Origin of the sequence: Lysobacter sp. KIS68-7, from assembly GCF_021284745.1 — a bacterium.
GTDB lineage: Bacteria > Pseudomonadota > Gammaproteobacteria > Xanthomonadales > Xanthomonadaceae > Noviluteimonas.
In genome coordinates this window covers 962,872-975,569 of record NZ_CP089925.1, presented here as the reverse complement: position 1 = coordinate 975,569, position 12,698 = coordinate 962,872, and the positions used below count along the sequence as shown (strand labels likewise).

The following is a 12,698-nucleotide window of genomic DNA, read 5'->3' as shown; positions in this document are numbered from 1 at the left end:
AGGAGATCCATGCCTGATTCGGCACAAGCCGCTGGCCGCATCCTGGTGGTCGACGACCAGCCGGCCAACCTGCGCGTCGTCAGCACGCTGCTGGCGCGCAACGGTTTCGAAGTCGCCTCCGCGCTGACGGGGGCCGAAGCGCTCGAACAAGCGCTCGCCACCATTCCCGACCTGGTGCTGCTCGACATGCTGATGCCCGGCATGGACGGGTTCGAACTGCTGAGCCAGATCCGCCGCCATCCGCAGCTGCAGGACACGCCGGTGATCTTCCTCACCGCGGCGCAGGATCGCGAGCTGCTGCTGCGCGCCTTCGACAGCGGCGCGGTCGATTACGTCACCAAGCCCTTCATCCCCGAAGAGCTGCTCGCGCGCGTCGGCGCGCACATCGCGCTGAAGCAGGCGCGCGACCGGCTCGAACGCGTGGCGCGCGAACGCCAGGAGCTGGTGAACCTGGTCGCGCACGACCTCAAGAATCCCTTGAGCAGCGTGTTGTTCGCCAGCGACATCCTCATGCAGGCCGGCTGCCGGCCCGAACGCATCCCGCGCTACCTGCAGATGATCCATGACAGTGCGCACGATGCGATCGGGTACATCCGCCGCTATCTCGAAGGGCAGGAACGCATCGCCCAGGCGCAGGGCGGCGAGGTGCAATCGCATCCGGCGGGCCTGCGGGAGACGATCGAATGGCTGTCGCAGCGTTACGAGCTGCAGCTGGAGAGCCGCGGCATGCACCTGCAGGCGAAGCTGCCCGCGTCGAGCAACACGGTCGCCATCGATCGCCGCGTGCTGCGGCAGGTGGCGGAAAACCTCATCACCAATGCGATGAAGTACGCCGCCGACGGCGGTGAGCTCACGCTGGAAGTGCGCCAGGGGAATGCGGGCTACTGGCAGTTGTGCGTGCTCGATCGCGGCGCCGGCGTGCCGGCGGAGAAGCGCCGCGATCTGTTCAAGCCCTTCATGCGGCTGAGCGGCATGGAGGATGGGCTGTCGAGCGGCCTGGGCTTGTCGCTCGCGCGCCAGATCATCGTGGGCGCCGGCGGCGATCTCTGGTACGAGGATCGCGAGGGCGGCGGCGCGGTGTTCATCATCGAACTGCCCGCGCTCGCGGTGCCCGCCACGGCGAACTGAGTCAGGCTTCCGGCGGCGCCTGCGTTGCCTGTGTCGTGCGCGCGCGCGTGGTCTTGCGCGCGGTGCTCGCCCGTTTGCGCGCCGGACGCTTGGCGTCGATGCGACGTGCACTGCCTTCGATCGCATCGCGACCGTTGCCGTTCTGCGCTTCCTTCGCTTTCTTGCGCGCGAGGTACCAGAGTGCGCCGGCACCGACCGCCGTCGCGGCGATCACGAGCGGATAGCGCTTCGCGAACTTCATCGCCACTTTCGATCCGCCCTTGAGCGCACCGAGCTTCGCGCCGGTGTCGAGCAACTTGTCGGCGCTGGGCATGAGGTCCATGGCCTGGCCGCCCCATTTCCCGACCAATTCGATGGCGCGTTCGGGCAAAGCGATGAGCTTGGTTTCCATCGGGCGGCTCCTGCGGCGTGGCATGGGTCGTTGGCTCGGCAGTGTCGGGAAAGTCGCGTTGAGCGTATGTGATCGCCTCAGGTCCCGCGCGGTTTGGCGCGATGCGTCGCGGTGGCCGACCACGGATCGTCGGGCCAGGGGTGGCGCGGGTAGCGGCCCTTCATTTCCTTGCGCACCTCGGGATACGTGCGTTCCCAGAATCCCTTGAGGTCCTGCGTGACCTGCAGCGGGCGGCCGCCGGGGGAGAGCAAGTGCAGTGTCAGCGGAACGCGGCCTTCGACGATGCGCGGCGTGTCGGCCAGGCCGAACAGTTCCTGCAGCTTCACCGCGAGCACCGGCGGGCGCACGCCTTCGATGTCGTCGGCGTTGTAGTCGATGCGGCGCTCCATGCCCGAAGGCACGACGATGCGCACGGGGGCGAGGGCGTCGATGCGGCTACGCAGGTTCCAGTCGACGGTCTGGTGCAGTGCGTTCGACAGCTCGCCTTCGTCGAGTGCATCCAGGCGCGTCTTGCCTTCGAAGGCGGAGCGTAGCCAGGCATCGAGTGTGTCGAGCAATGCGGCATCGGAGAGGTCGGGCCAGGGTTCTTCCGGCGCCCATTCGCGCAGGCTGCGCACGCGTGCGCGCCATTGCGTCAGCGACTCGCTCCACGGCAAGGATTCGAGGCCGAGTTCGCGCACGGCGTCGGTCAGGGCGCGCGACGCCAGTGCGGGGTCGACGCGGCCGGCGGGCTTGGATTCGAGCACGATGCCGTCGAAGCGGCGCTCGCGTTGCGCGACCAGCGCACGACGCGCGGCGTCCCAGCGCACCGTGTCTTCCTCGACGAAGTGTTGCGGGAAGTCGCGACGCAGCGCGGCTTCGTCCACCGGTGCGCCGCGCAGCAGCAACGCGTCCTTCGCGTCGAAGCGCAGCTCGCTTGCAACGAGCCAGGGCTCGCCGAACAGCGCGCTGTCATCGAACAAGGTGGCCATGCGGCCATTGGCGAGTTGGTAGCGGCGCGGTTGCGTGGCGTGCTGGCGCGCAATGCGATCGGGGAAAGCGTGTGCCAGCAGATCGCCGATGCGGTGTGCATCGATCGCACGGGGCGGGGCTGCGTCGACGTGCAGGCGGCGACGCCATTGCTTTGCGCCCGTATCGAGGGCTGCGAATGCAGCGCGGCTGCCGCCCGGGTCGTGGCCCGAACGGAACGCCGCCAGTGCGCGCCAACGTTCTGCAAGCGCATCGCTGCGCGAACGCAAGGGATCGCGCGCTTCGATCAGCGCGGCGAGATCGCAGGCGAGGGCGCGTTCGGTGGCGTCGCGCGGCGCGAGCAGCATCGCGGCCAGGCGCGGATGCGTGCCGAGCGCGAGCATGCGACGACCGAGCGGGGTGATGGCATCGCCGCTCAATGCATCGAGGCGACGCAACAGGTCGCGCGCGGCGGCGAATGCGCCGGTCGGTGGTGCGTCGACGAAGCGCAGGTCGGCGCTGCCCCAGGCCGCGAGTTCGAGCGCGAGTGCGGCCAGCTCGACCTGCGCGATTTCCGGGCGCCGCTGCGGTTCGAGGCGTTGCGACTGCGGCCACAGGCGATACGCCCAGCCTTCCGCCACGCGCCCTGCACGGCCAGCGCGCTGGTCGGCCGAAGCTTGTGCGATGGAGACGATATCCAGGCGCGAGAAGCCGGAGTTGGGGTCGTAGCGCGGCTCGCGCGCGAGCCCGCTGTCGACGACGACGCGCACGCCGGGCAATGTCACGCTCGATTCGGCGACGTTGGTGGCGAGCACGATGCGGCGCCGATGGTCCGGCGCAGGCTGCAGCACGCGCGATTGTTGTTCGACGGGGAGTTCGCCGTGCAACGCGAGCACGTCGATGTCGCGCAGGGCGTCGCTGTTGGCGAGCGCTGCGTCCACCTGCGCGATCTCGCGCTGGCCAGGCAGGAAGACCAGGACATCGCCGGTATGCGCTGCGACCGCGTGTTCGATCGCGCGTCGCGTTTGCGGCACGAGGGCTTCGTCACGGCGCGCGGGGAAATACGCAATGTCGACCGGATAGCTGCGCCCTGCGCTCGACAGGCGCGGCGCATCGAGGAACTGCGCGAGGCGTTCGCCGTCGAGCGTCGCCGACATCACGACGATGCGCAGGTCTTCGCGCAGTCCCGCCTGCACGTCGAGCGCAAGCGCCAGTCCGAGGTCGCCGGCGAGGTGGCGTTCGTGGAATTCGTCGAACAACAACGCGCCGACACCTTCGAGCATCGGGTCGTCCTGCAGCATGCGCGTGAGGATGCCTTCGGTGACGACTTCGACGCGCGTGCGCGAGGACACCTTGCTCTCGAAGCGGATGCGATAGCCCACGGTCTCGCCGGGCGCTTCGCCCAACTGCTTCGCCATGAAGCCCGCGGCGGCACGCGCCGCCACGCGGCGCGGCTCCAGCATCACGATCTTCCTGCCCGCGAGCCACGGCACATCGAGCAACGCCAAGGGCGCCTGCGTCGTCTTGCCCGCGCCGGGCGGCGCTTCAAGCACCAGGCGCGGGTGCGCCTGCAGGCTCGCGCGGATCTCCGGCAGAAGCGGGGCGATGGGGAAGTCGGGGGCGCTCACGCGCGGAAGGATACGGTGCGCAGCGCTAAACTGCGCCCATGCAACTCATCGACATCGGCGCCAACCTCACCCACGACAGCTTCGACCACGACCGCGATGCGGTCATGCAGCGCGCCCGCGAGGCCGGGGTGGCGCGCATGATCGTCACCGGGGCCAGTCGCGCGCATTCGCCGATGGCCGCGGACCTCGCGCGCGCGCATCCGGGCGAACTGTTCGCCACCGCGGGCGTGCATCCGCACCATGCGACCGAGTACACCGCCGAATGCGATTCGGAGATGCGTGCGTTGCAGGCGCTGCCGGAGGTCGTCGCGGTGGGCGAATGCGGGCTCGATTACTTCCGCGATTTCTCGCCGCGTCCTGCGCAGCGGCGCGCCTTCGAAATGCAGTTGCAGATCGCGGCCGACACCGGCAAGCCGTTGTTCCTGCACCAGCGCGACGCGCATGCGGACTTCATGGCGATCATGAAGCAGTTCGACGGCAAGCTCGCGCCCGTGGTGGTGCATTGCTTCACCGGCACGCGCGAGGAGTTGTTCGATTACCTCGACCAGGACTGGCACGTCGGCATCACGGGCTGGCTGTGCGACGAACGCCGCGGCCTGCACCTGCGCGAGTTGGTGAAGCACATTCCCGCGAACCGCCTGATGATCGAAACCGATGCGCCCTACCTGTTGCCGCGCACCGTGCGGCCGCAGCCCTCGCATCGGCGCAACGAGCCGATGTACCTGGCGCACATCGTGGAAGAGCTGGCGCGCGACCGTGGCGAGTCCGTCGAGGTCGTCGCGGCGGCGACGACACGGACGGCGACGGACTTCTTCCGCCTGCCGTCCTGAGTTGCGTCAGCTGCGCAGCCCGATCCCGCGCTTGAGCAGGTACAACCCGATCGCCGACAACGCGGCGACGAAACCCAGCATCAGCGCATACGCCACCCACAACGGCACGTCCGAGACGCCCAGCAGGCCGTAGCGGAAGGCGTTGACCATGTAGAAAATCGGGTTGAGGTGCGTGGCCGTTTCGGCCCAGCCCGGCAGCAGCTTCACCGAATAGAACACGCCGCCGAGATAGGTGAGCGGGGTGAGGATGAAGGTCGGCACGATCGCGATGTCGTCGAACTTCTTCGCATACACCGCGTTGACGAAACCGGCGAGCGAGAAGATCGTCGCGCCGAGCAGCACGGTGGTGAGCGTGACGAACGGATGCGGGATGCGCACCGGCGTGAACAGCATGGCGATGGCGAGCACGATCACGCCGACCATCAGCCCGCGCAGCACGGCACCGGCGACGTAGCCGCCCAGGATCACCACGTTCGGCATCGGGCTGACGAGCAGCTCCTCCACGTGGCGACCGAACTTCGCGCCGAAGAAGGAGGAAGAAATGTTGCCGTAGCTGTTCTGGATGACGCTCATCATCACCAGGCCCGGGACGATGAAGGCCATGTAGCTGATGCCGTCCATCGTGCCCACGCGCGAACCGATCAGGCCGCCGAAGATCAGGAAGTACAGCGTCATCGTGATCGCCGGCGGCACCAGCGTCTGCGCCCAGATGCGCAGGATGCGGGTGACTTCGCGGCGGACGATGGTGGTCAGCGCGATCCAGTGGCGGCGCGCGGGCGTGGCCTGCTCGGGCGTGGCGACGACGGTGTTCACTGGCTGCCTTCCTTCGACGTCAGTCGCACGAACAGTTCTTCCAGGCGATTGGACTTGGTGCGCATCGAGCGCACGCGGATGCCGGCTTCGCCGAGCGCTGCGAATACGCGGTTGAGGTCCATCGCGCGCGGCATTTCAAGGTCGAGCGTGTGGTCGTCGACGACGTCGAGCGTCGTGCCTTCGATCACCGGCAACACCTGCGGCAGCTGGCCATCGATGTCGAACAGGAAGCCTTCGACGTCGAGCTGCGCGAGCAGCTTCTTCATCGGGCCCTGCTGCACGATCGTGCCCTTGTCGATGATCGCCAGGTGCCGGCACAGGCTCTCGGCTTCTTCCAGGTAATGCGTGGTGAGGATGATCGTGGTTCCGGCCGCGTTGATCTCGCGCAGCGTCTTCCACATGCCGCGGCGGATCTCGATGTCGACGCCCGCGGTGGGTTCGTCGAGGATCAGCAGGCGCGGCTGCACCATCATCGCGCGCGAAATCATCAGGCGGCGCTTCATGCCGCCCGAGAGCGTGCGCGACATGACGTTCGCCTTCTCCCACAGGTGCGCGCGCTTGAGTTCCACTTCCGCGCGCTGCATCGCGACCTCGCGCGGGATGCCGTAGAACCCGGCGTAGTTCACCAGGATGTCGAACGGCTTCTCGAACAGGTTGAAGTTGATTTCCTGCGGCACCAGGCCGACCAGGCGCATCGCTTCGCTGCGGTTGCGCGCGATGTCCACGCCAAACACTTCGACCTCGCCCGCGCTCTTGTTCACCAGCGAGCTGACGATGCCGATGAGGGTGGACTTGCCGGCGCCGTTGGGGCCGAGCAGGGCGAAGAAATCACCGGGTCGGACATCGAGGGACACGCCCTTGAGCGCTTCGACGCCGTTGTCGTAGGTCTTGCGCAGGTCGCGCACGCTCAGCGCAGGTGCGTTGGGCGTCGAGTTCGCGTCGGGGGACATCGCAGGGGCGGGCATCCGGGGCCTTTTGACCGCAGGATTCGCGGCGAAGCCGGTAGTATAGGCGGCCCCGTGCGCCCGCCGGCGCGACGGTCCGTTGCACAGTGAATCCCACGCCTTGGCCATCGTCCATTTCCCGCTGAAGCTGGTTGCGCGCCGCATGCTGGCGCCGACCGTCGCGCACCTGACCTTCGTCCGCGACGACGGCCAGCCCCTGGATTTCATCCCCGGGCAGTTCCTGCAGGTGCACTTCCACTATGCGGACGGCACGGCGACCAAGCGCAGCTACTCCCTGGCCACCATCCACGACCACGCGATGGGTCCGGGCGAGGCCGTGGAGATCGCGGTGAGCTACGTGGCGGGCGGTGCGGCGACGGCCCTGTTCGAAGGCCTGCCCGAGAGCGGGCTGGTCGATGCGAGCGGCCCCTACGGTCGCTTCTGCCTGATGCCGGCGGATGCGAACAAGCGCTACCTGCTCATCGGCACCGGCACGGGCGTGACGCCCTATCGCGCGATGCTTCCGGAGATCGAGCGCCTGATCGCCGAGCGCGGCGTGCAGGTGGTGTTGCTGTTCGGCGCGCGCACGCCGGTGGAGCTGTTGTATGGCGAGGAGTTCCGCGCCTTCGCGAACAAGCACCCGGACCACTTCCGTTTCGTGCCGTGTTTCTCGCGCGAGCTGCCCGCCCCCGATTCGCCGCACGCGCATGCCGACGTGCGGCACGGCTACGTGCAGCAGTTCCTCGAGGCGTTCGCACCGGACGCGGCCAGCGACATCGCCTATCTGTGCGGCAACCCCAACATGGTCGATGCCTGCTTCGAGTCGCTGAAGGGCGCCGGCCTGCCGGTGCCGCAGATCCGCCGCGAGAAGTACATCAGCAGCAAGTAGTCACATTCCTTCCCCCGGGGCGTCCTGTCATGCTGGATGTCCAACGATGGAGGGAAGCGCGCCGATGTCCCGCAAGTCTCGTTTCATCCTGGCCCTGGCGATCATCGCCGGCGTGCTGGGGTACCGCGCCTGGCAGCACCAGGCGCCCCGGAAAAGCACGGGGCCGCAAAAGCCCGTTGCCGCCGAACCTGCCCCCGAACGCAAGCTTGGCCGCATCGCCTTCCGTCCGTGCACGCTGACGCCGCCCGTCGGGGCGAGCGTGGAAGCGCAGTGCGGAAGCTTGTCGGTGGCGGAGAACCCGGCGCTGCCGAACGGACGCCACATCGCACTCAACATCGCTTGGCTGCCGTCCGACGACAGCGGCGACCACTTGCCGGATCCGGTCTTCATGATCGCCGGGGGTCCGGGCCAATCTTCGACGGACAGCTTCGCGCCGTTCATGCCGGCCTTCGGCGACCTGCGCAAGCACCGCGACATCGTGCTCGTCGACCAGCGCGGCACGGGCCAGTCGAATCCGTTGCAGTGCAAGTTCGACGACGACACCGGTGCGGCGAAGGCTGACGACGGCGCCGAGGAATCGCCTGACGCGATGCGCGCGGCGACGATCAAGTGCCGCGACCAGCTCTCGAAGAAGGCCGACCTGCGCTTCTACACCACCACCGATGCGATCCGCGACCTCGATGCGGTGCGCACGGCGATCGGTGCCGACAAGATCAACCTGATGGGCGTGTCCTACGGCACCCGCGTGGCGCAGCAGTACGCGATGCGCTTCCCGCAGCACACGCGCACGATCGTGCTCGATTCGGTTGCGCCGAATGCCATCTTCCTCGGCAACGATTTCGCGCGGAATCTTGAAAGCGCCCTCGACCTGCAGTTCGGGCGCTGCGCGAAGACGCCGGGCTGCACGAAAACCCTCGGCAACCCGCGCGAACGCCTGGACACGCTGATGGCGAAGCTGCGCGACGACTCGCCGCTGGTGCGCTTCCGCGATGCGAGCACGGGCGAAATGCACGAAGAGCACCTGCGTCCGGCGCACGTCGCGGGACTGACGCGCATGTATGCGTATGCGCCGCTCGCCTCGTCGATCCTGCCGCTGCTGCTGCACGAGGCGAGCGAAGGCCGCTACGAGCAGTTGATGTCGCTGTCGAAGATGCTGAGCGGCAGCCTCGCCGACAACATGATGGCCGGCATGCAGTTGTCGGTGGTGTGCAGCGAGGATGCCGCGGGCTTGCGCGTGGATGCGGCCATGTCCTCGTCCATCCTCGGCAATTCGCTGGTCGACCTCCTGCAGGCGCAGTGCGCGGTGTGGCCGAAGGGCGAAGTGCCGCGCGATTTCCACGCGCCGCTGGCGACGCAGGTGCCCGCGTTGCTCCTGGCCGGTGAACTGGATCCGGTGACGCCGCCGGCCTACGCCGAACAAGTGGCCAAGTCGCTGCCCAACGGCCGCGTGCTCGTGCTGCGCGGCCAGGGCCACAACGTCATCGGCGTGGGTTGCATGCCGAAGTTGTTCGCGCATTTCCTCGACACGACGGATGCGAAGGGCCTCGACGCGAAATGCCTCGACAGCCTCGCCTACACGCCGCCGTTCACCACGTTCAATGGATGGGAGCCGTAATGATCGTCGCGGAACATCTACGCAAGACTTTCCCGGGCAAGGGCAAGAGCGCGCCGGTCGTCGCAGTCGACGATGTCGGCTTCGAAGCGCGCGACGGCGAAATCACCGGTTTGCTCGGCCCCAACGGCGCAGGCAAGACCACGACGCTGCGCATGCTCTACACACTGATGCAGCCGGAAAGCGGGCGCGTTCTGGTCGATGGCGAGGACGTCGCGGCCGATGCGGAAGCGGCGCGGCGTGCGTTGGGCGTGCTGCCCGATGCGCGCGGCGTGTACAAGCGCCTCACCGCGCGCGAGAACATCCGTTACTTCGGCGAGCTGCACGGGCTGGATGCGGCAACGATCGAAGCGCGCACGCGTGCATTGTCGACCGCGTTGCAGATGGACGACTTCCTGGATCGGCAGACCGAAGGCTTCTCGCAGGGCCAACGCACCAAGACCGCGATCGCGCGCGCACTCGTGCACGATCCGCGCAACGTGATCCTCGACGAACCCACGAACGGCCTGGACGTGATGACCACGCGCGGCTTGCGCGACTTCCTGCGCCAGCTGCGCGGGGAGGGTCGTTGCGTGATCTTCTCCAGCCACATCATGCAGGAGGTCGCCGCGCTGTGTGATCGCATCGTGGTGATCGCGCACGGTCGCGTGGTCGCGCAGGGCACGGCGGACCAACTTCGCCAACAGACGGGGGAGTCGAACCTCGAGGATGCCTTCGTGCGTCTCATCGGCTCGGACGAGGGGCTGCACGCATGAAATCCATGAAATCGATCAAGACGATCATGCAGAAGGAGTTGCGCGAGTTCGTGCGCGACCGGCGCACCTTGCTGCTCGCGCTGGTGCTCGGTCCGCTGCTCACGCCGGCGATCATGCTCGGCATCCTGTCGCTCGCCGAGTCGCGCGCGAAGAGCCAGATCGAAAAGCCGCTCGAAGTGCCGATGGTCGGTGCCGAGCGTGCGCCGAACCTGATCGCATGGCTCGCAGGGCAAGGCATCCATCGCAAGGCGTTCCAGGGCGACCTGGACACCGCGATCCGCAACCAGATCGAAGACGTGTACATCCGCGTCGGCGACGACTTCCCGAAGAACTGGCACGAAGGCGCGCCGGCGCTGGTGGAGATCGTGCACGACAGCACGCGCCAGGACTCGGATATTCCCGTGAAGCGCATCGAAGATGCGTTGCAGCGCTACGGCCAGCAGGTGGGTGCGTTGCGCTTGCTCGCGCGCGGCATGAATCCCGGTGTCGCGGCGCCACTGGCGGTGTCGCACAAGGACCTGTCGACGCCGGAAGCGCGGCGCGGCATGGTCATGGCGTTCCTGCCTTACCTGCTGATCCTCAGTGCGTTCATCGGTGGCGCGTACCTGATCATCGACACGACCGCGGGCGAGCGCGAACGCCAGTCGCTCGAACCGCTGCTTGCCACGCCGGCGCAACGCGGCGCGGTGGTGACGGGCAAGATCGCGGCGGCGTGCCTGGTCGGGTTCACGTCCTTGCTGCTCACGCTGATGGCGTTCAAGGTCGGCGCCGCGTTCTCGCCTGGCATCGGGCGCCAGATGGACGTGAGCGTGCCTGCGGTGGCGAAGATGCTGATGATCCTGCTGCCGATGTTGTTCATCGGCACGTCGCTGCTGACGTTCATCGCGGCGGGTGCGAAGTCGGTGAAAGAGGCGCAGAGCTACATGAGCGTGCTGATGCTCATGCCGATGATCCCGACGATCGCGCTGATGGTGAGCCCGGTGAAGAACCAGTTGTGGATGTTCGCCGTGCCCTTCCTCGCGCAGAACCAGATGTTGCTCAAGGTGGTGCGCGGCGAGGACATCGCGATGATGCAGTGGGGCGTGTACCTGGCCGCGGGCTTTGGCCTTGCGCTGGTGTTGTGGTTCGCGGCGACGCGCCGTTACCACCAGGAACGCCTGGCGATCTCGGCCTGAGTCGAGGACGTTCGATGCAAAGAAAAAGCCCGGCTTTCGCCGGGCTTTTTTGTTGCGCGGATTGCGTGTCGCGATCAACCGCCGGGGCGGAAGTTGATCGTGCGACGCGTCGTCACCGGCGCGTCGAGCGGTTCGAACTTCCAGCGCTTCACGGCCGCGAGCGCTTCGCGGTCGAAGATGCGCGGCGGGGTGGCGTCGACGACGCGCGCGCTGGTGACCGAGCCGTCGGTGCCGACGGTGATCTCCACCTGCACTTCGCCGCTCTGCTGGCGACGCGCCGCTTCGGGCGGATACTTCGGCGCAGGCGTCGAGACGGGCTTCAGGCCACTGGGCGAAGCCGAAGCGGTGCGGGTCGGCGCGGCGGCGGCGGTCGCCGGCTGCGAGGCAGGCGCTGCGGTCTTCGCGGCGGCTTCCTTCTGCGCGGCAGCTTCCTTGTCGGCAGCGGCCTTGCGGTCGGCTTCCTGCTGGGCCTGCTGCGCGGCGAGCTGCTGCGCGGCCTGCTGCTGCGCGGCGGCCTGCTGGGCGAGGCGCGTCTTCTCGAGGTCGGCCTTCGTCTTGGCGTCCTGCTCGGTCTTCAGCTTGTCCTGCTCGGTGCGGGCGGCCAGGGCCGTCTGCGCGTCGGCGATCGTCTTCTTCAGGCGCGGCAGGGCCGGGGCCTCGTAGTCGGTCTTCTCCATGAGCGCGTACAGGCGCTGCGCTTCGACGAAGTCCTCGCGCTGGATGCTCTGCTCGGTGGCGATCAGGGCGTAGGGCATCAGGTCGGTCAGCGCGCTGGCCACCGCCGGATCGCTCGGCGCCTTGTCGCGCAGGGCGAGGTAGTACTCCATCGCGTTGTTGCCGGCCGGCGCGTACAGGCGCTGCTCGCGCAGCGCGGTGCTGGCGGCTTCGCGCAGCTGGTCGGCGCTCATGGCCTGGACCGCTTCGGAGACCGCCGGCGGCGGCGGCGCAACCGCGGCGGCGGCCGTCGCGGCGGCGGCGGTTCCGGCGGCGTTCGGCGCCGGTTCTTTGTTGCATGCGGCCAGCGCCATCCCCAGCGCGGCCAGGACGTACAGATGCTTGCGCGTCACGCGCGGTCGCGCGTGCGTCGTTGTATTTGCGTGCATAACGGAACCACTCCCCTGTCTGTGCGCCATCATCGGGCACGTGCGCGTATGGACGCGCCAGCGGCGGGGGTTTGTCAACTCCCCCGGCCGGAAAAAAGCGGATTCCTCGTTTGAAGCGGCCCGTTGAATCAGGACCGCGGGGGCGTCAGCCGGGATGGCGGTCCATCAGGGCGGCGAAATCGGCCCAGGTGATGCGCTTGCGCTTCTTCCCGTTGCGCGCCTTCCAGAAGAACGATCCGCGGCCCACGACGAGCTCGCCCATCTTTTCGCCCTCGTCGCGCAGCACCAGGGTGAGCGCGGTGGTGGCCTTGGTCAGGTCGACGTTGCGCAGCGAGGCGCGCACGGCGTGGCGGCTCGAAGGCAGGGGCGGCGCTGCCTGTTTCGCGACGCGCTTCTTCGCCGCGGGCTTGCGCGTCGGAGCCTGCTTCGCCGGCTTGCGGGTCGTGGCCATCCCGGTGCTCCCAAGTGCCCGCCCCGAGCTT

Annotated in this window: 12 protein-coding genes; 6 read left to right on the top strand and 6 right to left on the bottom strand. The window is 67.9% G+C overall.

All coding sequences use genetic code 11. The features are described 5' to 3' along the window. Positions 1-9 precede the first annotated feature (9 nt). Positions 10-1,128, top strand: coding sequence for a hybrid sensor histidine kinase/response regulator (locus LVB87_RS04630; RefSeq protein WP_232899742.1), 1,119 nt, complete (start codon positions 10-12; stop codon positions 1,126-1,128). Position 1,129: 1 nt separating this feature from the next. Here LVB87_RS04630 and LVB87_RS04625 read toward each other — a convergent pair whose 3' ends face one another. Together LVB87_RS04625 and hrpB are read right to left on the bottom strand one after the other, a co-directional pair. Then, positions 1,130-1,519 carry a hypothetical protein gene (locus LVB87_RS04625; protein ID WP_232899741.1) on the bottom strand — a complete coding sequence of 130 codons (390 nt, stop codon included), beginning with the start codon at positions 1,517-1,519 and terminating at the stop codon, positions 1,130-1,132. Between the two features lie 77 nt (positions 1,520-1,596). After that, positions 1,597-4,095 carry an ATP-dependent helicase HrpB gene (gene hrpB / locus LVB87_RS04620; RefSeq protein ID WP_232899740.1) on the bottom strand — a complete coding sequence of 833 codons (2,499 nt, stop codon included), beginning with the start codon at positions 4,093-4,095 and terminating at the stop codon, positions 1,597-1,599. Between the two features lie 38 nt (positions 4,096-4,133). On the opposite strand from hrpB, the gene LVB87_RS04615 reads away from it, so the two are divergent. After that, positions 4,134-4,925, top strand: coding sequence for a TatD family hydrolase (locus LVB87_RS04615; RefSeq protein WP_232899739.1), 792 nt, complete (start codon positions 4,134-4,136; stop codon positions 4,923-4,925). Between the two features lie 6 nt (positions 4,926-4,931). Here LVB87_RS04615 and LVB87_RS04610 read toward each other — a convergent pair whose 3' ends face one another. Then, the gene (locus LVB87_RS04610; protein WP_232899738.1) at positions 4,932-5,738 is read right to left on the bottom strand and encodes an ABC transporter permease; all 807 of its coding nucleotides are present in this window, start codon (positions 5,736-5,738) and stop codon (positions 4,932-4,934) included. Then, positions 5,735-6,688: an ABC transporter ATP-binding protein gene (locus tag LVB87_RS04605; RefSeq protein ID WP_232899737.1), complete on the bottom strand. Its 954-nt coding sequence runs from the start codon at positions 6,686-6,688 to the stop codon at positions 5,735-5,737. Before LVB87_RS04605 ends, LVB87_RS04610 begins: the two co-directional genes overlap by 4 nt. Before the next feature lie 157 nt (positions 6,689-6,845). On the opposite strand from LVB87_RS04605, the gene LVB87_RS04600 reads away from it, so the two are divergent. From LVB87_RS04600 to LVB87_RS04585, 4 genes are all read left to right on the top strand, one after another. Continuing rightward, on the top strand, positions 6,846-7,571 hold the full coding sequence (locus LVB87_RS04600) for an FAD-binding oxidoreductase (RefSeq protein ID WP_232900455.1): 726 nt from the start codon (positions 6,846-6,848) through the stop codon (positions 7,569-7,571). Positions 7,572-7,635: 64 nt separating this feature from the next. After that, a complete protein-coding gene (locus tag LVB87_RS04595; protein ID WP_232899736.1) occupies positions 7,636-9,186 on the top strand; it encodes an alpha/beta hydrolase in 1,551 nt (516 codons plus the stop codon). Further along, positions 9,186-9,938: an ATP-binding cassette domain-containing protein gene (locus tag LVB87_RS04590; RefSeq protein WP_232899735.1), complete on the top strand. Its 753-nt coding sequence runs from the start codon at positions 9,186-9,188 to the stop codon at positions 9,936-9,938. Before LVB87_RS04595 ends, LVB87_RS04590 begins: the two co-directional genes overlap by 1 nt. Next, on the top strand, positions 9,935-11,113 hold the full coding sequence (locus LVB87_RS04585) for an ABC transporter permease (protein ID WP_232899734.1): 1,179 nt from the start codon (positions 9,935-9,937) through the stop codon (positions 11,111-11,113). Before LVB87_RS04590 ends, LVB87_RS04585 begins: the two co-directional genes overlap by 4 nt. A gap of 74 nt (positions 11,114-11,187) precedes the next feature. Here the strand turns inward: LVB87_RS04585 and LVB87_RS04580 are convergent, their stop codons facing one another. Further along, on the bottom strand, positions 11,188-12,216 hold the full coding sequence (locus LVB87_RS04580; protein ID WP_232899733.1) for an energy transducer TonB: 1,029 nt from the start codon (positions 12,214-12,216) through the stop codon (positions 11,188-11,190). A gap of 145 nt (positions 12,217-12,361) precedes the next feature. Continuing rightward, positions 12,362-12,667 carry a hypothetical protein gene (locus LVB87_RS04575; protein ID WP_232899732.1) on the bottom strand — a complete coding sequence of 102 codons (306 nt, stop codon included), beginning with the start codon at positions 12,665-12,667 and terminating at the stop codon, positions 12,362-12,364. Between the last annotated feature and the right edge of the window lie 31 nt (positions 12,668-12,698).